General features: G+C 61.0%; 26 protein-coding genes and 3 pseudogenes. 6 read left to right on the top strand and 23 right to left on the bottom strand.

Annotation, left to right across the window (positions count from 1 at the left end):
- Window positions 1-548: 548 nt before the first annotated feature.
- Entirely contained in the window at window positions 549-725 is a 177-nt protein-coding gene (locus HWY30_RS43090) for a KUP/HAK/KT family potassium transporter (RefSeq protein ID WP_425199409.1), read from the bottom strand.
- Window positions 726-754: 29 nt separating this feature from the next.
- Between HWY30_RS43090 and HWY30_RS28500 the strand changes: the two genes are divergently transcribed.
- The gene (locus tag HWY30_RS28500) at window positions 755-1,039 is read left to right on the top strand and encodes a hypothetical protein (protein ID WP_143037355.1); all 285 of its coding nucleotides are present in this window, start codon (window positions 755-757) and stop codon (window positions 1,037-1,039) included.
- 11 nt (window positions 1,040-1,050) lie between these two features.
- A complete protein-coding gene (locus HWY30_RS28505; RefSeq protein ID WP_244145043.1) occupies window positions 1,051-1,230 on the top strand; it encodes a DUF2934 domain-containing protein in 180 nt (59 codons plus the stop codon).
- Between the two features lie 131 nt (window positions 1,231-1,361).
- Here the strand turns inward: HWY30_RS28505 and HWY30_RS28510 are convergent.
- Together HWY30_RS28510 and HWY30_RS28515 are read right to left on the bottom strand one after the other, a co-directional pair.
- Window positions 1,362-1,442: pseudogene (locus HWY30_RS28510) on the bottom strand (IS6 family transposase); the annotation flags it as partial.
- A gap of 68 nt (window positions 1,443-1,510) precedes the next feature.
- A complete protein-coding gene (locus HWY30_RS28515; RefSeq protein WP_143037356.1) occupies window positions 1,511-2,191 on the bottom strand; it encodes a hypothetical protein in 681 nt (226 codons plus the stop codon).
- A gap of 649 nt (window positions 2,192-2,840) precedes the next feature.
- On the opposite strand from HWY30_RS28515, the gene HWY30_RS28520 reads away from it, so the two are divergent.
- Both HWY30_RS28520 and HWY30_RS28525 read left to right on the top strand, forming a co-directional pair.
- Entirely contained in the window at window positions 2,841-3,047 is a 207-nt protein-coding gene (locus HWY30_RS28520; protein ID WP_018420240.1) for a type II toxin-antitoxin system VapB family antitoxin, read from the top strand.
- Complete coding sequence (locus HWY30_RS28525; protein ID WP_090812537.1) at window positions 3,044-3,424, top strand: type II toxin-antitoxin system VapC family toxin; 381 nt, start codon at window positions 3,044-3,046, stop codon at window positions 3,422-3,424. The genes HWY30_RS28520 and HWY30_RS28525 overlap by 4 nt, the downstream gene beginning before the upstream one ends.
- A gap of 386 nt (window positions 3,425-3,810) precedes the next feature.
- On the opposite strand, the gene HWY30_RS28530 is transcribed toward HWY30_RS28525, so the two are convergent.
- The 3 genes and pseudogenes from HWY30_RS28530 to HWY30_RS28540 form a co-directional block, all read right to left on the bottom strand.
- Window positions 3,811-6,309, bottom strand: a complete 2,499-nt coding sequence (locus HWY30_RS28530; protein WP_425199410.1) for a glycogen/starch/alpha-glucan phosphorylase — start codon at window positions 6,307-6,309, stop codon at window positions 3,811-3,813.
- 54 nt (window positions 6,310-6,363) lie between these two features.
- Window positions 6,364-6,554, bottom strand: a pseudogene (locus tag HWY30_RS28535) (acyl-CoA dehydrogenase C-terminal domain-containing protein); the annotation flags it as partial.
- A gap of 113 nt (window positions 6,555-6,667) precedes the next feature.
- A pseudogene (locus HWY30_RS28540) lies at window positions 6,668-7,461 on the bottom strand (electron transfer flavoprotein subunit alpha/FixB family protein).
- A gap of 200 nt (window positions 7,462-7,661) precedes the next feature.
- Here HWY30_RS28540 and HWY30_RS28545 point away from each other — a divergent pair.
- Complete coding sequence (locus tag HWY30_RS28545; protein ID WP_176078964.1) at window positions 7,662-7,814, top strand: hypothetical protein; 153 nt, start codon at window positions 7,662-7,664, stop codon at window positions 7,812-7,814.
- A gap of 337 nt (window positions 7,815-8,151) precedes the next feature.
- A complete protein-coding gene (locus HWY30_RS28550; protein ID WP_090812540.1) occupies window positions 8,152-8,856 on the top strand; it encodes a GntR family transcriptional regulator in 705 nt (234 codons plus the stop codon).
- A gap of 86 nt (window positions 8,857-8,942) precedes the next feature.
- Here the strand turns inward: HWY30_RS28550 and HWY30_RS28555 are convergent, their stop codons facing one another.
- The 17 genes from HWY30_RS28555 to HWY30_RS28635 all read right to left on the bottom strand — a co-directional run bounded on the left by HWY30_RS28555 (window position 8,943) and on the right by HWY30_RS28635 (window position 25,684).
- Window positions 8,943-10,733 (bottom strand): acyl-CoA dehydrogenase, encoded by a 1,791-nt coding sequence (locus HWY30_RS28555; protein ID WP_090812541.1) that lies wholly within the window; start codon window positions 10,731-10,733, stop codon window positions 8,943-8,945.
- 107 nt (window positions 10,734-10,840) lie between these two features.
- Window positions 10,841-11,776: an electron transfer flavoprotein subunit alpha/FixB family protein gene (locus HWY30_RS28560; protein WP_090812542.1), complete on the bottom strand. Its 936-nt coding sequence runs from the start codon at window positions 11,774-11,776 to the stop codon at window positions 10,841-10,843.
- Between the two features lie 22 nt (window positions 11,777-11,798).
- Window positions 11,799-12,548 carry an electron transfer flavoprotein subunit beta/FixA family protein gene (locus tag HWY30_RS28565; protein WP_090812543.1) on the bottom strand — a complete coding sequence of 250 codons (750 nt, stop codon included), beginning with the start codon at window positions 12,546-12,548 and terminating at the stop codon, window positions 11,799-11,801.
- Between the two features lie 45 nt (window positions 12,549-12,593).
- Window positions 12,594-13,442, bottom strand: coding sequence for a 3-hydroxybutyryl-CoA dehydrogenase (locus HWY30_RS28570; RefSeq protein ID WP_090812544.1), 849 nt, complete (start codon window positions 13,440-13,442; stop codon window positions 12,594-12,596).
- Window positions 13,443-13,474: 32 nt separating this feature from the next.
- Window positions 13,475-14,668 (bottom strand): beta-ketothiolase BktB, encoded by a 1,194-nt coding sequence (gene bktB, locus HWY30_RS28575; protein ID WP_090812545.1) that lies wholly within the window; start codon window positions 14,666-14,668, stop codon window positions 13,475-13,477.
- A gap of 73 nt (window positions 14,669-14,741) precedes the next feature.
- Window positions 14,742-15,974 carry an acyl-CoA dehydrogenase family protein gene (locus tag HWY30_RS28580; protein ID WP_090812546.1) on the bottom strand — a complete coding sequence of 411 codons (1,233 nt, stop codon included), beginning with the start codon at window positions 15,972-15,974 and terminating at the stop codon, window positions 14,742-14,744.
- A gap of 22 nt (window positions 15,975-15,996) precedes the next feature.
- On the bottom strand, window positions 15,997-16,761 hold the full coding sequence (locus HWY30_RS28585; protein WP_090812547.1) for an SDR family oxidoreductase: 765 nt from the start codon (window positions 16,759-16,761) through the stop codon (window positions 15,997-15,999).
- A 119-nt stretch (window positions 16,762-16,880) separates the two neighbouring features.
- Window positions 16,881-17,915, bottom strand: a complete 1,035-nt coding sequence (locus HWY30_RS28590) for a phosphotransferase (protein ID WP_090812548.1) — start codon at window positions 17,913-17,915, stop codon at window positions 16,881-16,883.
- 17 nt (window positions 17,916-17,932) lie between these two features.
- Complete coding sequence (locus HWY30_RS28595) at window positions 17,933-18,607, bottom strand: histidine phosphatase family protein (RefSeq protein WP_090812549.1); 675 nt, start codon at window positions 18,605-18,607, stop codon at window positions 17,933-17,935.
- Window positions 18,608-18,643: 36 nt separating this feature from the next.
- The gene (locus tag HWY30_RS28600) at window positions 18,644-20,095 is read right to left on the bottom strand and encodes an NAD(P)(+) transhydrogenase (Re/Si-specific) subunit beta (protein WP_090812550.1); all 1,452 of its coding nucleotides are present in this window, start codon (window positions 20,093-20,095) and stop codon (window positions 18,644-18,646) included.
- Window positions 20,095-20,430 carry an NAD(P) transhydrogenase subunit alpha part 2 gene (locus tag HWY30_RS28605; RefSeq protein ID WP_090812551.1) on the bottom strand — a complete coding sequence of 112 codons (336 nt, stop codon included), beginning with the start codon at window positions 20,428-20,430 and terminating at the stop codon, window positions 20,095-20,097. Before HWY30_RS28605 ends, HWY30_RS28600 begins: the two co-directional genes overlap by 1 nt.
- Before the next feature lie 13 nt (window positions 20,431-20,443).
- Window positions 20,444-21,589: a Re/Si-specific NAD(P)(+) transhydrogenase subunit alpha gene (locus HWY30_RS28610; protein ID WP_090812552.1), complete on the bottom strand. Its 1,146-nt coding sequence runs from the start codon at window positions 21,587-21,589 to the stop codon at window positions 20,444-20,446.
- A gap of 178 nt (window positions 21,590-21,767) precedes the next feature.
- Window positions 21,768-22,868 (bottom strand): porin, encoded by a 1,101-nt coding sequence (locus HWY30_RS28615; protein WP_244145044.1) that lies wholly within the window; start codon window positions 22,866-22,868, stop codon window positions 21,768-21,770.
- Window positions 22,869-23,016: 148 nt separating this feature from the next.
- Window positions 23,017-23,811 (bottom strand): TauD/TfdA dioxygenase family protein, encoded by a 795-nt coding sequence (locus HWY30_RS28620; protein ID WP_090812651.1) that lies wholly within the window; start codon window positions 23,809-23,811, stop codon window positions 23,017-23,019.
- A gap of 39 nt (window positions 23,812-23,850) precedes the next feature.
- Window positions 23,851-24,822 (bottom strand): zinc-binding dehydrogenase, encoded by a 972-nt coding sequence (locus HWY30_RS28625; protein ID WP_090812554.1) that lies wholly within the window; start codon window positions 24,820-24,822, stop codon window positions 23,851-23,853.
- 41 nt (window positions 24,823-24,863) lie between these two features.
- Window positions 24,864-25,232, bottom strand: coding sequence for a hypothetical protein (locus HWY30_RS28630; RefSeq protein WP_090812555.1), 369 nt, complete (start codon window positions 25,230-25,232; stop codon window positions 24,864-24,866).
- Window positions 25,229-25,684 carry a hypothetical protein gene (locus HWY30_RS28635; RefSeq protein WP_090812556.1) on the bottom strand — a complete coding sequence of 152 codons (456 nt, stop codon included), beginning with the start codon at window positions 25,682-25,684 and terminating at the stop codon, window positions 25,229-25,231. The genes HWY30_RS28630 and HWY30_RS28635 overlap by 4 nt, the downstream gene beginning before the upstream one ends.
- Window positions 25,685-25,857: the final 173 nt, after the last annotated feature.

Below are 25,857 nucleotides of genomic sequence, written 5' to 3' on the forward strand. Positions count from 1 at the left end.
AAGGAATGTTACCCGGACGGATTGTTGTCGTTTCGCTTTCTTTCTTCTCTTCTTTCGTGGTTTGCCGGGCGCGGAGCGCCCGGCCCCCGGCGACTTTCGACGTCTCCGCAACTACACTTCGGCTGGCGCATCAGCGGACTTTCGCAGGCCGCCCAGAATCAGTTCTTTTACGCGCTCTGCTCGCCATGCCTTGCCCCGGCGCTGCAGCGTTCGTAGTTGTGCCTGACTTGCGTACGCCTGCGGAAACATCTCGGCCAACCGATCCATCAATACGTTGGCCGGCATAGAGGGCGGATTCAACCGTCCTTCGATTAGCGGCCACGTCGGCGAACGGATCCACCCGACTTCTCCACCAGTGCTTTGCCTTAGGTTGCTTTCGGTGCGTTGGACGTGCCTCACCTTCCTTCCATGCCGAAGAGAGGCTGGCGAGGAAGACGGCAACGTCTGATTCGCCAGCCGGCGCTGCTTCAGCACGCACGCCGTGGGCTGCGAAGTCGTTCAATGTGGTACAGCGAATTGACATTTTTATTGTCTCAACGTTGACGGCTTTAACGCGTTCTACGCATGACGATTTGCTCAGTCGGCGCGCCGACATCGAGCACGCCTTGCCGCAGCGCATAGATCGGGCTGGTGCCGATGTCGCCGAGCACCACGCCGAGTGCGCCGAGGATTAAGAGGGGCGTTCCGGCGCGGTGTTCGTTGCGCTCAGGCCCAGGCGCTCCGATGACCTACGTGTTCGCGCATGAATGGGGGCTTGGGTGAGCCTCAGATACGAAGGCGTGCTGCAAAAATTGTTCCGCGCGATGCGCGGCCCGACGCCATCGGAGATCGTTCGTTGGATCATGGCTTTTCACCTTCTGTCGGCAAGGGCAAGGGCAGTGGAGGAAAAATTCGTACCGCGCGCGAAGACGGACGACCTGTGCCGGCGGTCGGCCCCAGCAAGGAACAGCGCTTGCTGCACTCCATGTTGCCGCCGCGCAATCCGTTTCAAACGGCAAGTTCCGCAAACCCGGAGCAGGTCTTTTTTCTGGTCTCGTGAGGAGCATGAACATGGAATACATGTCGGTGGAAGAACGCATCAGGACCAGGGCTTACCGTTTGTGGGAAAAGGCGACCGAGCCCAAGGGGACACCTGAGGAATACTGGGAACAGGCGCGTGCCGAGATCGACGATGAAGACGCGCATGCCGACGCTTCGGGTGTGCCCACGGAGCCATCCGGAACGCTGTGACGGATCTCCCGCGATCCGCCGCCCGCGCGGTCCACTGCCTGGGGGCGCGCCGTCGGGCCTGCCCGGCATTCGAAAGGGTTTTGTCGCAGTGAGGAATGCGGGGTGAACGAGCTCGATATGCACAGTACTGCTTATATTGCGAGGTCGTAAAATTGATCGGCGGTGGACAGATGGGTTCCGCGAGCACACTTCATCTGTCCGTTGGCGATCATGCAAGCTTCCGCTGTCGCATAAGACACCTCCCTTGCTTGTGCCAACCATGCCGTCGTTGGCTTCGAAATCAGCCCGCCCCGTTCAGATCCAGCGACAACTGCTTTTTCGCATTTGCGCCTGGCGCTTCACCAGATGCATTCCGTTGTAGCGATGCGGCTTTTAGCACATCAAGATGAAAACCGCCCCCGCGCCGACGCTGACAATGCCATCGAACTCCTGCGCGGGATAATAGCCGCCTGCGGGGACATCGCTGCGCCCCACCGCTTCCTGAAGCGCCTCGCTCAAGCGACGTCCGCCAGTATCGACTGGCGACAGTCCGACGCAGAACACCGGCACGCATACTGCGCCCCACGGAGGTATCGAAACCTGCCGCCTTGAAGGCTTCAAGCCCCTTTCTGTAACCCGCACCCATGATCGAATGTGCAGTGGCGAACTGCTCCATCAACTTACGGCTCCTGCCGTCGCCCAGTTTCGCCAGCAGCATGGCGGTCTGCTCGTGGACGGAACGCTCCTGCTGCTCGAAAGCCGCCCATCCGCTCGTGAGTTTCGCGGGGTTCTTCCCGCGCAGCAGAATGTCCTTCCACTCCTGAACCTGCATCTTGAATGTCACCAGTATGCTGGTGACTACCCGTTCGTTGGCGACGTTATCGCGGACAACGGTGTGGTATGCCGTAATCGACTGATCCTGCGAATGAAGTCCGTACATCGCACCGGCGATCATCGGAAATAGCGAGGCTGCGAACGCCACGGGAAGCTTGATCGTCAGTTTCGTTGATATGGTCGGGTCAGCTACAGAACGGTAGGTGAGCGCGTCATCTTCATGTCCTCAGCGCGGGCTTGACCCACGCGGCTTGACGGTGCAACGACGCACATGCCCGGTTTACGGCCAACCGGTATACGAAATGAATCCATCCCTAATTGTTGAACGCACCTCAGCAGTCCTGGCCGCAAATTACCGGAACGATCACGGGTTGTACGCTTCCGTTATGGGTTTCTGAAAGCGCTGTTGCGAAAGTTGGTAAAAAGCGAGGGACGCATCGAACATAATTTTCGAGGAAGGTCGGTTACCTGAGCGAAGCCGACGTTCGAATGTCCACTTGACAGGGGCGCGCAAACGGCCGTGGATGGCCGGCTAGCGCCAGCTACAGCCATGAATCACGGTCCGAGGCGCCAACGTTCGAGAGGCATAGCGCCGTCCTTCTTCGGTGCTCTGTCGCCCCATGCTGGGAGAGGCTCACGGCAATAGGTATAACGGGGTGCCATGGCGGAATAGTCCTGCGACGCAGCCCAGTCCCCTCGACACTCCGTGCGGCCTGCTTCATCCTTCGCCCAGGAAGAAGCGTTAAATATTTGATGCTATAATTGATGCGATTCAGCATCAACCGGGAGTCATCAAAATGCGAACCACTGTTACGATCGACGACAACCTTTACGAGCGCGCTCTTGAGCTCGCCGACCCTGACATGGATAAGGCCGACCTGTTTCGGGTGGCGATGCAGACGTTTGTTCGCGTTCAGGCTGGTAAGCGTCTGGCGTCCCTGGGTGGCACCGAGCCCGGTATGCCCGACATCCCGCGGCGCCGCTCGGAGCCTGCGGCTCAATGAGCGTCCTCATCGATACATCTGTGTGGGTTGATCATTTCCGTCGCGCGAATATGAGACTTGCCCAGCTGATCACCAGCGATCAGGCGCTCACACATCCAGTCGTGCTTGTTGAACTCGCCTGCGGCACTCCGCCTGCACCCCGCGCACGTACGCTCCACGACATCGGGCTGCTGCAACATGCGACGCACGCGACATGGACCGAGGTGATGGAGTTGATCGAGGCAAGACAAATTTATGGTCGAGGCTGCGGCAGCAGCGATCTTACGCTGCTTGCGTCAACTTTGATGACTCCCGGTGCGTCACTTTGGACCTTGGACAAACGACTCGCCCAGTTCGCCGGTGAACTCGGCATCGCGCACATGCATGACATGCACTAGGCACGGCATCCACCAGGCACGTCATTCGGCACTTTCCAGGATCAGCGCTATCGTTGTGCAACAACCTGCGGTCTTACAGCTCACCCACCTAAGCAGATCCTCACGACGCTTTTCCGGTCTGCAAGTGGATTTTATATACCGCACGCTACTTAGTTATACTAATGAAATTTTGCCAATTCCTTTTATGTCAAATTGCGGTTTTGCATCGTCGCGATGAGATACGTGGGAAAACGCATGATTGCATCTCCTTCCTGTCGTCGAATCCGCGCACCCTGAAGCAGTTGCGGATCCTTGGGCCGATCAGCATTGCGGCTTAGATTTCAGAGACGCCGGAACCCAGATAGCCGCAGACTGCGCGTGCCAACGGACGGGGCCAATACCATGGCTCAGGCGGGAGGACCGGTGGGGCGTCGGGGGCTGTCAAGGGCAATTCTTACCGGGCAAATTTTCCAGATTCTTTCACAGTACTCATCAATCGCTCGATCGGACGAGAATTTCTCCGAGTGCGCCGTATTGAGAATCGACATGCGCGTCCAGCGCCCGGGGTCCTGCCAAGCGGCGCTTACCCGGTCCTGGCAAGTCACGTAGTCCGCATAGTCGGCGAGTACGAGAAATGGATCGACCTGCAGCAGGTTCTCGACGAGTGGGCGAAACGCCTGCGGGTCCCCACGCGAAAAAAATCCGCCTTCGATCAGATTGAGCGCTTCGCGCAACTCGGCATTACTTTCGACATGCACAGCGGGACGATAACCTTCGTGCTTGACCCGCTCTACCTGTTCAGCAGTCAGACCGAAGAGGAAAAAGTTCTCGTCGCCCACTTCTTCGCGGATCTCGACGTTGGCACCGTCCAATGTTCCGATAGTGAGCGCGCCATTCATCATGAACTTCATGTTGCCGGTACCGGACGCTTCCTTGCCGGCGGTCGAGATCTGCTCGGACAAGTCGGCGGCCGGATAGATGAAGTGCGCGTTCTTCACATTGAAATTGGGAAAGAACACGACCTTCAGTCGGCCGTCCATGGCCGGATCGTTGTTCACGACTTCGGCCACGCCGGTGATCAGTCGGATCATAAGCTTTGCCATCGCATAGCCTGGCGCCGCCTTCCCGCCAAAGATGAAACAGCGCGGTACGATGTCCTGCCCGGGATTGAGGCGCAGACGCTGATAAAGCGTGACGATGTAAAGCGCGTTCAGGTGCTGACGCTTGTACTCGTGAATACGTTTGACCTGAACGTCGAACAGCGCATCGGGATCAAGGAGGATGTCCGTGACGTTGCGGATCCGTTGCGCCAAGACCTGCTTGTTCGATCGTTTGACCTCACGCCATTCCTCCTGGAAGGTCGAATCGTCAGCATGCGCGTCGAGATTCCGAAGCCGCCGGAGGTCGGTGACCCACCCATCACCCACCGTCTCGTCAAGAAGCCGCGCGAGGCCCGGATTGCTGAGCAACATGAATCGGCGCGGTGTGACGCCGTTTGTAACGTTGTGGAAGCGCTCTGGCCACAGTTCAGCAAAATCCCGCAGTATGGTCTGTCTGAGCAGCGCGGAATGCAGCGCGGCCACACCATTGACAGCATGGCTGCCGATCGTCGACAGATGGGCCATGCGGACCCTCTTCTCCCCTCTCTCGTCGATCAGCGACATTCGCGCGATGCGGGCATCGTCACCGGGATGCCTTTGCCGAACCTCGTCGAGGAACCGGCGGTTGATCTCGTAGATGATCTCGAGCGGCCGCGGCAGCAGGCTTTGAAACAGTGGTACTCCCCACGTCTCAAGTGCCTCAGGTAGCAGTGTGTGATTGGTATAGGCGAACGTGCGGCGGGTGATGTCCCACGCCTCGTCCCATGGCACGAGACGTTCGTCCACCAGCAGGCGCATCAGTTCGGCTACCGCGATGGACGGGTGGGTGTCGTTCAACTGCGCGGTGAACATGTTCGCGAAGTGTTCCACCGGTTCCCGCCTGCGGTCGAGCAGGCGCAGCATATCCTGCAGCGAGCAGGATACGAAGAAATATTGCTGGGCCAGGCGCAATCGCTTGCCGGCCTCGGGCTCATCGTTGGGATACAGCACCTTTGAGAGCGTCTCGGAGATCACCTTCTCCTGTACCGCCTCATAGTAGTCGCCGGCGTTGAAATCCTGCAGGTCGAATGATTCGACCGCCTCGCTCTTCCACAGACGCAACGCGTTACACGTGTTGACCCGGTAACCTAGTATGGGCATGTCGCAGGCCACGCCCTTGACCTGATGCGCCGGTATCCACCGAACGACAAAACGGCCCTGCGCGTCGATCTCGTTGTTGGTGTGCCCGCCAAAGGCAACATAGAAGCTCACGTCCGGACGAACGAATTCCCATGGATTTCCCCACTGGAGCCACTTGTCAGTCAACTCGACTTGTGAACCGTCACGGATATCCTGGTGGAAGATGCCGAACTCATAGCGGATGCCGTACCCGATGGCAGGGATTTCGAGCGTCGCAAGCGAATCCAGGTAACAGGCAGCAAGCCTCCCGAGACCTCCATTGCCCAATCCCGGCTCTTCCTCGATCGCCAGCAGCGTATCGAGATTCTGGCCGAGCGACCGTAATGCCGCCCGCGCGTTGGCCTCGATGCCAAGGTTAATCAGATTATTGCCCAGTTGCGGTCCAATCAGGAACTCGGCAGAGAGGTAGCAGGCAACCCTTATCTCGCGTTCCGTATAGCTTTCGACGGTCGCGGACCACCGCGCGAGCATCCGGTCGCGCACGCTGTACGCGAGTGCCATGTACCAGTCACGTGGCGTGGCGAGCGCGAGATGGCGTCCCTGCAGGCAGACAAGGTTGTCAACGATGCCACGCCGCAGCGCGTCCGCGTCGAGACCACTTCGTGCAGATTCGGCGCCTTGGGTCATGCTTACACTTGGGGCACTGGCCATGATGCTCCCTCCGGTTTATCGCAACCACCCTCAGAACTGGTCCTCCGACAGCGCCAGCCCCCCGCATCGCCATTCGCGCTGACAATCGACGCTTTCAGCGCCACTGCCTGGGGCAGCACATGTTCGGCAAAGAACTGCGCGGTCGCGATTTTCGCGCCGTTGAATAAAGGATTCTCGGCTTGTTTCTGCGATGCGGCAAGCAGCGAACGCGCCATCTGCCATTGTCTACGTCCTCCGCGAATCCGATGAAGACAGCTGCGCCGGATTACACGTTCCTGCGCTTCTTCGCTTTGCTATTCGACGCGCTTTCACGCGGCGCTCCGTGTCAATCGAATCAGACAAGTTCGCTCACGAGTTCGGGGATGACCGTGAACAGATCGCCGACCACGCCATAATCGGCGACGCTGAAGATGGGCGCTTCGGGATCCTTGTTGATCGCGACGATCTTGCCGGTCTGGCCGACCTGACAGTCGTCCGGCACGAAGCTCGCACCCACTGCCGCACCCGATCCGCCGAGCGCCGCGGTCAGCTGCTTGTCGGCCAGCGGTTCGAGCACCTTCGTGTAGTCCTCACCGTAGCCCAGACCGCGGCCACCCGAGACGATGATCTTGCGGATATGAGTTCCGGACGGTCCAGCTTCATCACTTCGCAGCTCACCAATTGCGAAATTCCGCTGTCTGCGGCGGCTTCGATCTTCTCCATGATCGGGTCAGCCGATTGCACCGTCGTGATGGCGCTGCCCGCGTAAATCGGACGCTCGAACGTGTCGGGGGAGTCCACGGCGGTGACGTCGCTGATCTGCGCGACGTCGAGCTTTGCGGCGATACGTGGCGTGATGTTCTTGCCGTAAGCGGTCGCCGGCGCGAGGATGTGCGAGTAGTCCTTCGCGATCTTCATCACGGTCGCTTCGACGTTTTCCGCGAGGCCCGCTTCGAGCTGCGGCGCGTCGGCCAGCAGCAGCTTCGACACGCCTGCAATCTTCGCTGCCGCATCCGCCGCGGCCTGCGCGTTGTGACCTGCCACCAGCACATGAATGTCACCGCCGATCTTCTGCGCCGCTGCGATGGTGTTCAGCGTCGCAGCCTTGATCGACGCGTTGTCGTGTTCTGCTATCACCAGATTCGTCATTTCGTCCGTCTCCGCGTTTTCCTTAAAGCGCCTTGGCTTCGGTCTTCAGCTTCTCGACCAGCGTCTTCACATCCGGCGCCATCACACCGACGCACGGCAAGCTTTATCTCTGGAAAGCTCGCGATCATTGGATTTCCTGCGCGTCACGCCTAAGAATAATATCTGGCCGATTTCTCAAATGCATCACGCGTCGGTCCGGCATGCGCCGGCCTTCCCCGAAGACGCAGGACACCTATCTGCGCATCGTGCGCGAATTTCCGCGATTTCTCGGGCGCTCACCGGGCCCGCCCACCGTCGGGAACCTGCGACTCTACCAGTTGCATCTGGTCGATCACCGCAAATCACCCGTGTAAATGAACCATGCAAATACCGCCTGAAGTTCTTCTTCGAGGTCATCGACTACGCGCGCCTCTCTTCTGCGATCAACCCGGCGAACGCGTTGCTGCAGGCAGCGTTTCACGGCGCGCTGCCAGGTCGGTCCGATTTTTGGCAAATATACGTCCTCTGCCCACTGGCGTCGCCCGAACTCGACACGACAACCTCTTCTACACCTATATAGGTGTATGATTCAGCTGTTCTCGTCCTGCTCACTTTCGCACCGGTAGTCAGCAGCCTCATCGACTCGCAGGCGCGGTCCTCGAAGTCAGCGGGATCGCAAATTTCCGGGTCCAACGCAGCCGCCGAAGCAATATGACAAAGCTCTCCAGCGTCTCTGACGCGATCATCCGTCACATCGAATCCGGGTCACTGCGCGAGGGTGACCGCCTTCCCTCCGAGGGCGAACTCGCGGCATCTCATGGCGTAAGCGTTGGCACCATTCAGAAGGCTCTCGCCCGTCTCGTGCACTCCGGACTGATAACCCGCGAGCAAGGCCGCGGCACGTTTGTGTCGGGTACGCGTGTGGTCCCCGCAGACGTCCGCTACCTGCGCTTTCGCGACGCCGATGGCAACGAATTGCCGTCCTATGTTCACGGGCGCTCCGTAAGGCGTATGAAACGCAAAGGACCGTGGTCAGAATTTCTCAACGGTGACGGTTTCGTTCGCATTGAGAGAATCATCAGCGTCGGTGGACGCTTTGACCTCTATAGCGAATTCTGGCTGCGCGAGGAGCAATTCGTCGGACTGGGCAGTCTCGACAATGAGGCTCTTGATAAGAACCTGCGTGAACTCATCGGTCAGCGACTATCACTTCCCACGCTACGAGTCGACCAGTGGATCCGCTTCGGTGCACTTCCCCCGACGGCCGCTCGCGAGCTTGGGCTTGAGGCCGACGCGCCCGGCTTCATCATGGAGTTGCGCGGCTACACCCTGCGCGACCTGCCGCTTTACTATCAGAGCGTCTATTCCGGGCCATTTTCGGAGCGCCTCGTGGTCGTGCGTGAGAACGCAGCATAAGCCTGACGGCTTCATCGTCCGCGCACGCAGGAGGCGCTCTCGGGCGCCTCCTGTTTTTGGAGCTGCAGTTGCCCGCGAGCGTCGCATCAGAACTGATCTTCCGACAACGCCAGCACACCCTCGTCACCCTTCGCGCTGACGATCGCCACTTCGAGCGCCGCCGCCTGCGGCAGCACATGTTCGGCGTAGAACCGCGCGGTCGCAATCTTCGCGTCATGGAACGCGGGATCCTCGTCGCGCCTGGCCGCCGCGGCCAGCTGCGCACGCGCCATCTGCCAGCCGCCGAGCACGATGCCCGCGAGCTTCAGATACGGCACGCTGCCCGCGAACACCGCATTCGGATCGCCCTTCGCGTTCGCAACGACAAAATCGACGACCGCGCCCAGCGCGCGTTGGCCCTGCAAGAGTTGCGTCTTCATCGACGCGAACGCCGCGCCCTGCTGCGCGCCAAGCGCTTCCACCGTTTCGGCGATACCAGCGAGCAGTTCCTTGGCGACCTTGCCGCCGTCGCGCAGCGTCTTGCGGCCGATCAGGTCGTTGGCCTGGATCGCCGTCGTGCCTTCGTAGATCGGCAGAATGCGCGCGTCGCGGTAGTACTGCGCGGCGCCGGTTTCCTCGATGAGACCCATGCCGCCGTGCACCTGCACGCCGAGGCTCGCGACATCGATCGACAGCTCCGTGCTCCAGCCCTTCACGATCGGCACCAGGTATTCGTAGATCGCCTGATGCTTAGCGCGCGTCGCGTCGTCCGGATGACGATGCGCGAGATCGCAATGCGAGGCCGCGACGTACCCGAGCGCGCGCGACGCCTCGGTGAGGCTGCGCATTGTCGCGAGCATGCGGCGCACGTCCGGGTGCTGGATGATCGCCACAGACTGCTTCGCGGAGCCATCCACCGGACGGCTCTGCACGCGATCTTTCGCGTAGGCAACCGCCTTCTGGTAAGCGCGATCCGATATGCCGACGCCCTGCATCCCCACCGCGAAACGCGCCGCGTTCATCATGATGAACATGTATTCGAGGCCGCGATTTTCTTCGCCGATCAGCTGACCGAGCGCGCCGCCGTGGTCGCCGAACTGCAGCACCGCGGTCGGGCTCGCCTTGATGCCGAGCTTGTGCTCGATCGACACGCAATGCACGTCGTTGCGCTCACCTAGCGAGCCGTCCTCGTTGACGAGAAACTTCGGCACCAGAAACAGCGAGATGCCCTTCACGCCTTCAGGCGCATTCGGCGTACGCGCGAGTACGAGATGGACGATGTTCTTCGCCATGTCGTGCTCGCCCCACGTGATGAAAATCTTCGTACCGAACAGCTTGAACGAACCGTCGCCCTGCGGCTCGGCGCGCGTGCGCACCATCGCGAGATCGGAGCCGGCCTGCGGCTCGGTCAGGTTCATCGTACCGGTCCATTCGCCTGAAATCAGCTTGGGCACGTAGGTTTGTTTTTGCGCTTCACTGCCTCCTGTGAGCAATGCCTCGATCGCGCCATCGGTCAGCATCGGACACAGTGCGAACGACAGGTTCGACGCGTTCAACATTTCTATGCACGCGGCCGCGACCACCTTGGGCAGGCCTTGCCCTTCATATTCGACGGGATGCTGCACGCCCTGCCAGCCGCCCGCTGCGAACTGGCGAAACGCGCTGGCGAAGCCGGGCGTCGCGCTGACGTTGCCGTCCTTCCAGCTGCTCGGATTGCGATCGCCGTCGACGTTCAGCGGCGCGAGGACTTCGCCGCACAGTTTCGCGGACTCTTCGAGCACGGCCTGAGCCGTATCGAAGTTCGCATCCTCGAAGCCTGGCAGCGTCGCGGTATCTTCGAGACCGGCCAGTTCTTTCATCGCGAACAGCATGTCCTTGATGGGCGCCGTATAGCTCATTTCGGTTCTCCTCCCTTGATATGAAAAAAGGACGCGGGACTCGGTCGGTCCTGCGCCCTTCATGTGCTGCCAGACGCATTTTATTCGGCGTTGCGGCGCTACGGCTGCTAACCGAGTTCGCTGACGAGTTCCGGCACGAGCGTGAACAGGTCGCCGACCAGACCGTAGTCAGCGACGCTGAAGATCGGTGCTTCGGGGTCCTTGTTGATTGCGACGATCACCTTCGAGTCCTTCATCCCGGCCAGATGCTGGATCGCACCCGAGATGCCGACGGCCACGTACAGCTGCGGCGCGACGATCTTGCCGGTCTGGCCCACCTGATAGTCGTTGGGCACGAAGCCCGCGTCCACTGCCGCACGCGATGCGCCCAGTGCTGCGTTCAGCTTGTCGGCGAGCGGCTCCAGCACCTTGGTGTAGTTCTCGCCGTTGCCGAGACCTCGGCCGCCCGAGACGATGACCTTCGCCGAAGTCAGTTCAGGACGGTCCAGCTTCGTCACTTCGCGGCTCACGAACTGCGAGATGCCGGCGTCTGCTGCGGCTTCGATCTTCTCCACCGATGCGCTGCCGCCAACGGCTGCCACCGCATCGAAACCGGTCGAGCGCACCGTGATGATCTTGATCGGATCAGCCGATTGCACGATCGCGATTGCGTTGCCCGCGTAGATAGGACGCTCGAACGTGTCGGCGCTATCCACTGCGGTGATGTCGCTGATCTGCGCGACGTCGAGCTTTGCGGCGATACGCGGCGTGATGTTCTTGCCGTAGGCGGTCGCCGGCGCGAGGATGTGCGTGTAGTCCTTCGCAATCTTCATCACGGTCGCTTCGACGTTTTCCGCGAGGCCCGCTTCGAGCTGCGGCGCGTCGGCCAGCAGCACCTTCGACACGCCTGCAATTTTCGCCGCTGCATCCGCCGCGGCCTGTGCGTTGTGACCTGCCACCAGCACATGAATGTCACCGCCGATCTTCTGCGCCGCTGCGATGGTGTTCAGCGTCGCAGCCTTGATCGACGCGTTGTCGTGTTCTGCTATTACCAGGTTCGTCATTTCGTCCGTCTCCGCGTTTTACTTAAAGCACCTTGGCTTCGGTCTTCAGCTTCTCGACCAGCGTCTTCACGTCCGGCACCTTCACACCGGCGGAGCGCCTGGGCGGCTCGGCGACTTTCAGCGTTTTCAGGCGCGGCGTGACATCGACGCCGAGGTCTTCGGGCTTGAGCGTTTCCAGCGGCTTTTTCTTCGCCTTCATGATGTTCGGCAGCGTCACGTAGCGCGGCTCGTTCAGGCGCAGATCGGTGGTGACAACTGCGGGCAGCGTCAGCGACAGCGTTTCCGCACCGCCGTCCACTTCGCGCGACACGGTCGCCTTGCCGTCAGCCACGACCACCTTCGACGCAAACGTTGCTTGCGGCAGGTCAGCCAGCGCAGCCAGCATCTGGCCGGTCTGGTTCGAGTCGTCGTCGATGGCCTGCTTGCCGAGAATCACGAGCTGCGGCTGTTCCTTGTCGACCAGCGCCTTCAGCAGCTTGGCGACGGCCAGCGGCTGCAGCTCTTCGGAGGACTCGATCAGGATTGCCCGATCCGCACCGATTGCGAGCGTGGTGCGCAGCGTTTCCTGCGCCTGTGTCACACCGGCCGACACGGCGATCACTTCAGTCGCGACGCCCGCTTCCCTCAGAGGCACCGCTTCTTCCACCGCGATTTCGTCGAACGGGTTCATCGACATTTTCACGTTTGCGATGTCGACGCCCGTGCCGTCCGATTTCACGCGGACCTTCACGTTGTAGTCGACCACACTCTTCACTGGCACAATAATCTTCACAACGCTTTCCTCACTAGTTCGAATCCGATGGACCGGCAAAAGTCATTAATACCGGTACACACCGTGGCCTGATTTACGTCCGAATCGTCCCGCCGCCACCAGTTCGCGCAGAAGCGGACATGCGCGGTACTTTGGATCGCCAAGGTCTTTCAACAAGACATCCATAACCGAAAGACAAACATCGAGCCCGACGAGGTCTGCGAGTGCCAGAGGACCGACCGGCTGATTGGCGCCAAGCCGCATTGCGGCGTCGACTTCCTCGGCGCTGGCCACGCCCTCCGCCAGCACGAAAAACGCTTCATTGATCATGGGCACCAGGATACGGTTGACAACGAATCCCGGCGAGTTCTTCACGTCGATTGGCGACTTTCCAAGCCGCACGGTCAATTCACGAACTGCTTCAGCGGTATCGGCGCTGGTTTGCAGACCGCGAATGATTTCCACCAGCGACATCAGTGGAACCGGGTTGAAGAAGTGCATGCCGATGAAGCGCGACGGATCGGCCAGCGATGCAGCGAGCGTCGTGATTGAAATCGACGATGTGTTTGATGCGACTATCGTATCGCGTCTGACTACCGACTCGATCTGCGTCACGATACGCAGCTTGAGCTCGATGCTTTCGGTGGCTGCCTCGATCACCAGATCGACGGCAGCCAGTCGCTGATAGTCAGTCGAAGTTTCGATACGCGCGAGCGCCGCATCACGCGCTGGACGCTCGAGCTTCTCTTTTGCGACAAGCCGGTCCATGCTTGCGCTCAGGGCGGCCATGCCATTCGCGAGCGCCTCATTGGTGACGTCGACCATCACGACCTTCACGCCAGCGATGGCCGCCGTCTGTGCAATGCCATTGCCCATCGTGCCGGCGCCGACGACACCTATCGTTTCAATTGCCATGATTTGTCTCTCAATGCGCTATTGCGCACGCACTATGCGCGACGAAGGTTTTCGAACACGGCCGCGATGCCCTGGCCTCCGCCAATGCACATCGTGACGAGCGCAAAGCGTCCATCGATACGCTGAAGCTCGTACAACGCCTTGACCGTAATCAGTGCGCCGGTCGCAGCGATCGGATGGCCCAGCGCAATGCCTGATCCGTTCGGGTTGACCATGGCCGGATCGAGTTCGAGCAGTTGCGTCACTGCGCAGGCCTGCGCCGCGAACGCTTCGTTCGATTCGACGACATCCAGATCCGTTACATCCAGTCCCGCCCGCTGCAACGCGATGCGTGTCGCCGGCACCGGGCCGATACCCATATAGAGTGGGTCGACCCCGGCGTGCGCGTATGAGACAAGCCGCGCGAGCGGCTCGATGCCGCGTTGCTCGGCTGTCTTGCGCTCCATCATCACGACGGCTGCGGCGGCATCGTTGATGCCGGACGCGTTGCCGGCCGTGACCGTGCCCCCATCCCGCAGGAATGCAGGACGCAGTCCCGCGAGTTCGTCGAGATCGAGTTGCAGACGGACGTGCTCGTCGGTGTCGAACACTGTCGACTGTCCCTTGACCTTGCGCGTGACCGGAACGATCTGCTCCTTGAACCTGCCTTCGGCAATCGCGTGCGCTGCCCGGCGGTGCGACTCAAGGGCCAGCGCATCCTGCTGCTCGCGCGTAACCCCATACTTGCGCGCAACATTCTCGGCGGTCATTCCCATGTGCATCGAATGGATCGGGTCGTGCAGCGCGCCGAGCATCATGTCGATCAGACGTGTGTCTCCCATGCGCGCGCCAAAACGGGCGTCAGGCGTCACGTAAGGCGCGCGGCTCATGTTCTCGGCGCCGCCGCCGATTGCTATGTCCGCATCGCCAAGCAGGATCGTCTGCGCAGCCGAAATGATCGCCTGCAAACCCGAGCCGCAAAGGCGGTTGACAGTGAACGCAGGGGTCGCTTCGCTCACGCCCGCGTCGAGCGCCGCAACGCGCGCGAGGTAGAGATCTTTCGGCTCCGTCGCGATCACGTTACCGAACACCACGTGGCCGACCTCGTCTCCCGACACGCTGGCTCGCGAAAGCGCTTCGCGCGCCACCAGTGCCCCGAGCTGGGTCGGCGGCACGTCTTTGAGACTGCCACCGAACTTGCCGATTGCGGTGCGCACACCGCTTACAACGACGACTTCCCTTTCCATTGCTACTCCTTTGCCGACAGCGAATGCGCGCAGCGTGCGCTAGCGACGCTCGCGATACGAAAAAACATCGCTCTCAAGCCGATTGCGTGCGCCGGTAGCGGGCCAGTTCCAGCCTGGCGATCGCGTTGCGGTGAACTTCATCAGGTCCGTCGGCAAGACGCAGCGTGCGCTGGTTCGCCCACGCATAGGCAAGCGGAAAATCGTCCGATACACCAGCCGCTCCGTGCACCTGGATTGCCCAGTCGATCACCTTCAAGGCCATGTTGGGCGCGACCACCTTGATCATCGCAATCTCGGCCCTGGCCTCCTTGTTGCCAACCGTATCCATCATGTATGCGGCCTTGAGCGTCAAAAGACGCGTCATTTCGATTTCACACCGTGCCTGTGCGATGCGTTCCTGCGTGACGCCATGCTCGCCGAGCGGTTTGCCGAAAGCGGCGCGTTCCAGGCTGCGCGTACACATCAATTCGAGCGCACGCTCGGCGGCGCCGATGCTGCGCATGCAGTGATGAATACGCCCCGGACCCAACCGCCCTTGCGCGATCTCGAAGCCGCGCCCTTCTCCAAGCAACAGGTTGGAAACCGGAACCCGCACATCGCGCAACTCGATCTCCATATGACCATGCGGGGCATCGTCGTAGCCGTACACCGGCAGGAAGCGCTTCACCGTGATGCCAGGCGTATCCGCCGGCACGACGATCATTGACTGCTGTGCGTGGCGTGGCCCGTCGGGATCGGTTTTACCCATGACGATATAGACTTTGCATCTCGGGTCGCCGGCGCCAGACGACCACCACTTCGTGCCATTGATCACGTAGTGGTCGCCGTCGCGATCGATCCGGCAGGCAATATTCGTTGCGTCCGATGACGCGACTGCTGGCTCCGTCATCAGGAACGCCGAGCGGATCTCGCCGCGCAGAAGCGGCTCGAGCCAGCGGTCCTTCAGTGCCTCGCTCGCATAGCGTTCGAGCGTTTCCATGTTGCCCGTGTCGGGCGCCGAACAGTTGAATACTTCCGGCGACCATGGCACCCGGCCCATGATTTCGCACAGCGGCGCATATTCGAGATTGGTCAATCCCTCAGGCGCACGCGTCGAGCGCGGCAGGAACAGATTCCACAAACCCGCCTTTCGCGCAAGCAGCTTTAGCTCGTCTATGATGCGAGTTGGCACCCAGGGATTGCCCGCCTGCCGGTTGGTCCGCACCTCCTCGATGTAGCGCGCTTCGTTCGGGTAGATGTGTTCGTCAAAGAACGCCAGCAACCGCTCCTGCATGTGCCTGACGTTCGGCGTGTAGTCGAATTCCATGATGTCTCCGTTGTTGCTGGCGTCAGAGGGTCAATCCACCGTCGACGACGATGCATTCACCGTTCGTGTAACTCGCGGCGTCGGACACGAGGTAGAGTACGGTACCCGCCATCTCGTGCGGCTCAGCGTGACGACGCAAAGGAATCCGCCCCATCCATTCGTCGTAGATCGATTTCGTTTCGAACAGTGCCCCCGCGAACTTCGTTCTGGTCAAACCTGGAAGGAGCGCATTCACGCGTATTCCGTAGGGACCGCATTCTTTCGCGAAAGCCTTCGTCATGTTGACGACGGCCGCCTTGCTGACCGAATAGATGCCCTGCATGTCCCCCGGCTGCAATGCGTTGATCGACGCAGTGTTGACTATCGAACCGCCGCCCTGTTCCCGCATCATCTTTCCGGCTTCGACCGACATGAAGAAATAGCCGCGGATATTGACCTCCACGGTCTTGTCGAATGCCGCAAGGTCCGTGTCGAGTATGTGGCCGAAATAGGGGTTCGCCGCCGCGTTGTTGACCAGAATGTCCAGTCGCTTGTGGACTGCCCGGATGTGCTCGAAGGTCTTTGCGATGTCCTCCATGCGCCCGACGTGGCATGCGAGTGCCTCGGCACTCCCACCGCTTTCACGGATGCGCCGGCATACGGCTTCGCAGTCTTCCAGCTTCCGGCTCGTCACAATCACATGCGCGCCCTGTTGAGCAAGCAGGCTGGCAATCTCTTCACCGATTCCCCTGCTTGCACCGGTGACGAGTGCAACCTTGCCGGTCAGATCGAATAAATTAGTGCTCATGTCGATGGTTACTCTTTAAATGAATAGGTCTGGCCGGTCGGCATCGGCCGGAGATCGACTCCGTTCCAGTGCCCGCCGACACCCGGATGTCACCGTCGGTTCGTCATTGACCTGACGGATCAGCCTTGTTCCTCGAGGACGTCTACCGCCATGCGTGCCAGCGCTCCCACCATTGCCCCGACCTCCTGCGCGTTTGCATGTGACGCGTTACCGTCGATCGCACGCTTTTTGACCCCTTGCACGATGGCGGCCAGCCGGAAGAAACTCATCGCCAGGTAGAAAGACCAGCCGTAAATCGCCGAAATGCCGCGCAACTCGCAATATCGGGCAACGATTTCCTTTTCGCCCGGCAGGCCTAGTGCGGCTCTGTTCTCGCCTTGAAGCCCGACGATGGGGGCGTTCGCGGGAAGCCGCAGACACATGCAAAAATAGGCAAGGTCGGCAAGCGGGTGACCCAGTGTCGACAGCTCCCAGTCGAGCAATGCCTTGATACGGCATTCGTGCGGATCAAAGATCAGATTGTCGATGCGAAAATCGCCATGCACGAGGGAAGGCGCAACCTGTTGCACGGGGCAATGAACAGGCAACCATTTGATCAGGGTCTCCATCGCTTCCATGCGCTCTGTCTCGGCGGCGCGATACTGCCGAGTCCAGAGGCCGATCTGTCGCTCGAAGTAATTGCCCGCACGGCCGTAATCGGACAGACCCACGACGTCGATATCCACATCGTGGAGCGTCGCCATCGCGCGGACGATCGCGTCGTAGTAGTCCCGCCGCTGTTCGCGAGCGATCTCAGGCAACGCCGGGTTCCAGAAAATGCGCCCCTCTTCGAAGCTCATCACATAGAACATCGTGCCGATTACATCCTTGTCTTCGCACAGGTGATACGCGCGAGCGACCGGCACATCTGTCTTTGCGAGCGCGTCCAGTACGCGAAACTCGCGATCCACCGCGTGAGCCGATTTCAGCAGCGGTCCCGTGGGTTGTCTGCGCAACACATAGTTGCCACTGGCGGCCTTGAGCAGGAAGGTCGGGTTCGATTGACCGCCCGCGAATTTGTGCGCGGACGCCGGACCGCTGAAGCCCCGAATCGACCTCTCGAGATAGGGTGCGAGTGCGCCGATATCGATATCGGTAGTATTCGTAGTCGTCATTCAATCGTTTCCTGTCATTACGCGTAGGTCTGATACCGTCGGCGGTCGACGCGATCAAGATGCGGATCGCTATTGAAGCTGCCAAGATGCCACGCACGTTCGTTAAAGAAGATCCGGCAAAAGCTGCTGTTGCCGACCTGCATGTTCAACGCAATAGCCGTCTCCGCCGGCGCCCTCAACGACTGCTGCGCCATCACGGCCATCACACCGCCCGAGGTCACCGCCAGCACGCGTTTTCCCGGACCGTCCTGGATCGCGCGCCTTGCCTCCGACACGCGATGCTCAAAGCTCGCCCATGCTTCGGGAATGGGTCCGTCGATCCGGTCTTCCGACCACAGTTTCAGCACCTGCCGCAGCCCCCGTTGGAAGTCGCCTTTCGATCCATGCCGTAGCGACTTCAGCGCCCCATGCTCCGGCCCAAGTGCTTCGAACAGTGCGTGAAAGTCGTATTCGTCCAGTCCGGCGTGCTGCTCGATATGCGTCACGGGGTAGCCGAGGCCCTGAATGATCGCGTCGAGCGTCTGTCTGTGCCGACGCATCGTGCCCGTGATGACACGATCGAATCTCGCGTCCTGTTGCGAGAAATATTCGCCGAGCCACACGGCCTGGCGCTCGCCGACCTCGGAAAGCAGGTCGTAGTTGCCGCTGCCGAACGATGCCTGCCCGTGCCGGACCAGATAGAGTTCCGCCATACATCCTCTCGTCTGTTTTGCAGTGAATGCGCGGACTTACGCCGCTGCCTTCACCATGTCCTCGATCACCTTCTTCGCATCGCCGAACACCATCATCGTCTTGTCCATGTAGAACAGATCGTTGTCGAGCCCGGCGTAGCCCGCTGCCATCGACCGCTTGTTGACGATCACCGTGCGCGCCTTGTACGCCTCGATGATCGGCATGCCCGCGATCGGCGACTTCGGATCGTTCTTCGCGGCCGGATTCACCACGTCGTTCGCGCCGAGCACCAGCACCACGTCGACCTGACCGAATTCGCCATTGATGTCTTCCATTTCGTGGACAATGTCGTACGGCACTTCAGCTTCTGCCAACAACACGTTCATGTGCCCCGGCATGCGGCCCGCGACCGGGTGAATTGCGTACTTCACCTCGATACCCTTCTCGATCAGCTTGTCGGTCAGTTCCTTCAGCGCATGCTGTGCGCGCGCCACGGCCAGCCCGTAGCCCGGCACGATCACGACGGTTTCCGCGTTACCGAGCATGAACGACGCGTCATCGGCCGAACCTGATTTCACCGGACGCTGCTCCGCCGCGCCGCCGGCCGCCGCCGCGCCCGGTTCATTGCCGAAGCCGCCCAGCAGCACGTTGAAGAATGAGCGGTTCATCGCGCGGCACATGATGTACGACAGAATCGCACCCGACGAACCCACCAGCGAGCCCGCGATAATCAGCATCGCGTTGTTCAGCGAGAAGCCGATGCCCGCCGCCGCCCAGCCCGAGTACGAGTTCAGCATCGACACGACGACCGGCATGTCCGCGCCGCCGATCGGGATGATGATCAGCACGCCGAGCACGAACGCGATTACCGTCATGATGATGAACGGGAGCCAGGACTGCGTGATGAAGAAGAGGATGCCGAAGCCGAGCATCGCGAGCGCGAGCATCAGGTTGATCAGATGCTGGCCGCCATAAACGACGGGCGCGCCCTGAAACAACCGGAACTTGTATTTGCCCGATAGCTTGCCGAATGCGATCACCGAACCCGAGAACGTGATCGCACCGACAAACGTGCCGATGAACAGCTCGACGCGATTGCCGTATGGCAGAAATCCCGCCACGCCCTCTTCGGCGCCGAGCCCGAACGCAGCCGGTTCCGACACGACTGCATACGCGATGCACACTGCGGCGAGACCGATCAGTGAGTGCATGGCCGCGACCAGTTCGGGCATCTTCGTCATCTCGACGCGCGCGGCGACGAACGCACCAATCGCGCCGCCGACAATCAGTGCGACAGACACCAGCGACAGACCGAGCGCAAGGTTCGAACCCAGCGCCGCCGCCTGCTGCGCGATCAACGCGACCGTCGTGAGAATCGCGATGGTCATACCGGCCATGCCGAACATGTTACCGGCGCGCGCACTCTTCGGATTGGACAGCCCCTTGAGCGCCTGGATGAAGCACACCGACGCGATCAGATAAAGGAGCGTAACGACGTTCGTGCTCATTACACACCCTCCTTTACAGCGATGCCATGAACTGCCTTCTTCTTCGGCTCTTTCTTCCGGAACATCTCCAGCATGCGCCGTGTGACGAGAAAGCCGCCGAACACGTTGACCGCCGCGAGCGCGACAGCGACCGTGCCGAACAGCTTGCCCGTGCTGCCGACGGTCAGCCCCGCCGCCAGCATCGCGCCGACAATGACGATCGCCGAAATGGCGTTCGTCACGGCCATCAAGGGCGTATGCAGCGCCGGCGTAACGTTCCAGACAACGTGGTAGCCGACATAGATCGCCAGCACGAAAATGATCAGATTGATCACGGTGTGGTTGATAACTTCCATCACCCGTCTCCTCTTAAGCCTTGCGCGTAACTTCACCGTCGCGAGCCAGCAGTGTGGCCGCGACGATGTCGTCCGCGAGATCGATATTGAGTACGCCTTCCTTCGTGATGATCAGCTTCAGGAAGTCGAGCAGATTGCGTGCATAGAGCGCCGATGCGTCGGACGGCACCATCGATGCGAGATTCGTGTAGCCCACGATCTGCACACCGTTCTCCGTGACGATGACCTTGTCCGGCTCGGTGAGCGGACAGTTGCCGCCGCGGTGGCCGTTCAGGACGCGACCCCGTCCCGCTGCGAGATCAACGATCACCGAGCCCGCCTTCATCGCCCGCACGGTTTCGGCGGAGATGAGCGTCGGCGCGGCGCGGCCCGGAATCAGCGCCGTCGTGATGATCACGTCCGCCTGCTTTGCGCGCTCATGGACGAGCGCCGCCTGGCGTTGCAGCCAGCTCGCCGGCATCGGCCGCGCGTAGCCGCCGACGCCCTGCGCGGCTTCGCGCTCTTCGTCGGTCTCGTAAGCGACGTTGAGGAACTTCGCGCCGAGCGATTCGATCTGTTCCTTGACAGCGGGGCGCACGTCGGATGCCTCGATCACGGCGCCCAGACGCTTGGCGGTGGCGATCGCCTGCAGACCCGCGACGCCCGCGCCGAGAATCAGCACGCGTGCCGCCTTGACGGTGCCCGCCGCCGTCATCAGCATCGGCATAAAGCGGGGATAGTGGTGCGCCGCAACCAACACAGCCTTGTAGCCCGCGATGTTGGCCTGCGACGAAAGCACGTCGAGACTTTGTGCGCGCGTGGTGCGCGGCGCGGCTTCCAGAGCGAACGCGGTTACGCCGGCGGCTGCAAGGCGCTGCGCGTTCTCGGTGTTGAACGGATCGAGCATGCCGGCGAGCACTGCGCCGCGTTTCATCAGCGGCAACTCATCGGCAGTCGGCGATGCGACCTTCAGGACGATCTGCGCACCGAAAGCCGCTGCCGCATCGCCAATCTGCGCGCCAGCAATACGGTACGCGTCGTCGGTGTAGTGAGCACGCTCGCCCGCACCCGCCTCGACAGTGACCCCGTGCCCCTGGGCGACGAGCGTTTTGACCGTCTCGGGCGTCGCCGCGACCAGTGCCTGGCGGCCTTTCGCCTCCGCGGGTATTCCAATCTCCATTTGCAACCTCACATTGCGCATATCTGCGCGATACTGTTTTGAATCTGGTGAACGAATCAGACAGTCGTCAAGTTCGCGACTGCGACTCGCCCGCACACGCGGTATTTGTCGAGATGCAACCCATCACTGTCCGCCGCAGGCGTTCGCGTTGCGCGACATGGCCGTGCCGATCTTGCGATCAGAAAAGATGACGAATGCCGATCTCGCCGCCCAGCTGATTCGATCCGGGGTGCGGAGCCGCTGGCACTGCACTGGAAGCCGACACCGAATAGATGCCCTGTTTGCCGCTGTTCTTCATGTAGGCGAATACACCGTAAAGCGCGGTGCGCTTGCTGAGGTTGTAGTTCGCCCGCAATGTGCCCATCGTGCCGTTGGCGTCGAAGTCGCCGTTATGGATATGCGCAACCTGCGCATCGAAGATCCATGCGCCGTAGGGCACTGATGCGCCGAGGTAGCCGATATCCACTCTGGCCGACCGTACGTCGCCCTCCACCACCCGGTGCAGCCATCCCGCGCCTAGCCGCACCGACTTGATGTCGACGTGTGCGGCCACCTGGTAACGTCGGTCGGTATCGCCGGACTTCGTGAAGGCAATACCCGGCGCTCCCGGGACAACGGTGACGGGCGTCGCACCTGCGCCGCCGCGCTGTTCGTCATAGGTGGTGGCCACGCCCCAGGCATTACCTTCGTACTTGAGCATGCCTGTGACTGCACGACAGGCGAGAAAGTCATTAGCCGACTGGCCAGGGCAATTTGCCGTCGCACTCGAATCGCGGCCGAACGAGTAACTCGCTCCGACCGTCACGCCGTAGAACGTGCCCATGTACACCACGTCGTTATCGAACCGGGCTGCAAGCAAAAACGGATCAAACGACGCAAGACCGCCGAATCCCCCTGAGCCGATGATGTTCGATTCCACCATCCCCCAGTTCGTCATGCTGTACTGCCGGCCAAACGTGAGTTGCCCCCAAGGGCCGCTCAAGCCGACATAAGCCTGCCGGCCGAACAGACGTCCGCCCTGCTGGAGCGCACCGTTCGACGCGGAAAAGCCGCTTTCCAGTGTAAAGACCGTTTTCAGTCCGCCACCCAGGTCCTCCGTGCCCCGGATCCCCCAGCGCGACGGCACGTCCCCTCCGCCGATCACTGGCATGCGCGCAACGGAGCCGCCCGTCGGTGTGGCATGCGTCAAAAACTCGATGCCTGTATCCACGATCCCGTACAGCGTGACCGAACTTTGCGCAAATACAGGCGCCGATGCGATCGCGGCCGCCGCCGTCATTGCGATTCTTGTCTTTTTCATCTGATCCCCTCTTTCCGCCCAATATGCTTTTGCTTCGCAATCGGTTCGCTGAACCTATCAATAAAAAGACACAGCCAGCAGCTATTCGCCGCGACGCCCTACCATCTGTTGACTGAAGCGAGGCGCGTCAGACCGGCACTTCCCCTTCGAGCGTGATCCGGTTCAAGACGCGCTCTGCCTCGCCGTAGTCATGCACGGCATAGTGCATCGTGCAACGGTTGTCCCACATCACCACGTCGCCCGCTTGCCACATGTGGCGGTAGACGTTGTCGGGGCTCGTCGAATGTTCGTACAGGAAGTCGAGCAGCGGCCGGCTCTCGGCGACCGTCATGCCCTCGATCTGCTGCGCGGTCTCCGGGTGGCCAACGTACAGTGCCTTACGGCGCGTCTCCGGATGGGTGCGCACGATCGGGTGGACGGCCGAAGGAATCTTGTCGATCCCTCTCATGCGTGCAAGACGCAGCCCCGTGAAGCGTGCACGCAGACCCTCGAGCATGCGCTGCATGGTCGGCGACAGGCGGTCGTACGACACGTACTGGTTGCACCACATCGTGTCGCCGCCATGCGGCACCACAACCGCGGAAAGAATCGAGATTTTGGGCGGAGCCGGGGTGTAGATCGAATCCGAATGCCAGGCTTCCGTCGAGGCCGTCTCTTTCGGGATTTTCGTGACCTGGATCAGACCGGGGTAGCCCGGCACCGCCGGATCCAACGGATTGCTCTGGGCCGGGTTGCCCCAAAGCCTCGCGAATTCGACGTGCGCCGCCGGCTGCAGATTCTGGCCGCGGAACACGAGGACGCAGTGTTCGAGGAATGCCCGATGCAGGACCTCGAACGTATCGCGGCTGACAGATTCGTTCAGATTGATGCCTTCGACCAGGGCTCCAACCGAGCCAGTCAGCGGAGTAATGCGGATGCTCATTTGCGTCTCCTGTTTAGCGATGCTGTTCATGTGAGGTTCTCATGCCACCGTCAGCACGATTTTGCCGACGTGCTGATCGAGTTGCATGTAGGCGTGCGCGTCGGCAATCGCGTCAATCGAAAATGTCCGGTCGATCGGCAATCCGAGGCGTCCCGCCTCGAGAAACGGCAGCAGGTCGCGCGCGCACGCCTGGATGCATTCGAGCCGTTCCTGCTCGGTACGGGTGCGGAACGTGACGCCAATCAGCTTCAGACGCTTGAGCCACAGCTTGGTCAGATCGATCTGGGCGGTGGCGGACCCGAGCCGCGCGATATTGACGAGACGCCCCTTCACCGCGAGGCATTCCATATTCGCTTCGAAGACCGGGCCACCCACCGTGTCGATGATGACGTCGACGCCGCGCCTGTCGGTCGCGGCCATCACGGCGTCGACCTGCGACTCGCGCGACGAATCGATACCGACGTCAACGCCGAACCGCGCGAGCTTGTCGAGCTTGGCAGCCGAGCGCGACATCGCGATTACAGGTTTCGCCCCGAGCACCGACGCGATCTGGATCGCAGCCATCGCTACGCCGCCTGATGCGCCATTGACCAGGATCGACTCGCCTTTGCGTAGTTGACCGTTGGTCACGACCGCATCATGTGCCGTGACGAAAACATTCGCGAATGCTGCTGCATCGATCCACGACAGGTTCTGCGGAATGGGCATCAGCGCAAGCGGATCAGAGACCACATATTCCGCCTGACAGTTGCGGCCATGACCCATTACCCGGTCTCCTTCGCGCCAGCCACTCACGCCGTCGCCGACCTCGGCCACCTCGCCGGCGAATTCGACACCCGCGGTAATGACGTTGCCCGAGCGAAGCTCGCGAGCCTGGTTGATCTCGCCACGATTCAGGCCGGCCGCCCGCACTTTGACCAGAACCTGTCCAGCACCGACCTGCGGAACGGGAATGCCCTGGATCTCGATCTTGCCGCCGTCCGGCGTCGGTACTACGCGTACTGCTTTCACTGTTGTCTCCTCCGTTGAATACGGGGCGCTCCTGATGTCGATCAGCCGGCGCCCGCCATCACTCTTGTGCGAATGACCGATAGCAGCGCGAGCGCACGGTCCGCTGCTGCCTGCGCGCCCGGCCAGTTGCCGCGCACGAATGGCGCACGCAGATCTTCGATCTCCGACAGCGCGCGGAGCATCTCGCCGTCCGCGACGCACAGCCGTCGATATTCGTTGATCGTCAGAAGGTAGGTATGCATAACATCAGTCGCTGGCAGCGTCACGCCCATGCGATGCAGCGCAGCATTCAGCCAATGTGTGCCGGCAAGCATCGCCCCTTCAATCTTCATCTCGCAGTCCTGCGCAAGGCACTTCTCGAGCGATCGCTCGATGCGCGCTGCCGCTGCAATGTGGTGCTCGGTATTCATGTGGCGCCTTCCTCCATTCGCTTGTTCAGCAGCCGAAGACACTCGCCCAGCGCAGCATCGCATTCGTCCACGATCGCCACGGTGGGCGCGACGCCGTCTCGCACGCACGGGTCGCGATGCCCTTCGATGATCTCCATCTGGTGCATCATCGCCGCGACATCTTCCGGCACCGCCGCCTCCACCTTCGGGCGCCCAACGTGCAGCACATCTCCCAGCGGATGGAAAGAGGGCCTGAGCGATCGGTCCGGCTGCGCAACCAGATAGACGCCAGGCTGCATCGGAAACACATCGTCGTCTCGCGTCACCGCTGCATGGTGGAGTGCAGCATTGACGGCGTGCGTCCCCGCTGTCATGCCTGCCCAAAACCAGAGCTCGAAGTCCTGCAGCGGTTCGAGCCGGGCACGCAGCCCCTCCAGACTCCGGATCTTCTCGAGGTGTGAAGCCACCTTCATGTCTGCGTCTCCTGTAGGTTCCGGCAGAACTGCACCGTCATTGCTATCGAATATAGGCGTCCCTCAGCGTCATCGTCAAGAACTTCTATATAGGTGTTACTTCTGATACGGCTGGTTGGTACAAGCACCTAGGCGAATTATTCTTGACTGTGCGCCGTACGATAGCTACATTT

The sequence above is a fragment of the Paraburkholderia tuberum STM678 genome (genome assembly GCF_902833905.1).
In the GTDB taxonomy this organism is placed as follows: Bacteria; Pseudomonadota; Gammaproteobacteria; order Burkholderiales; family Burkholderiaceae; genus Paraburkholderia; species Paraburkholderia tuberum.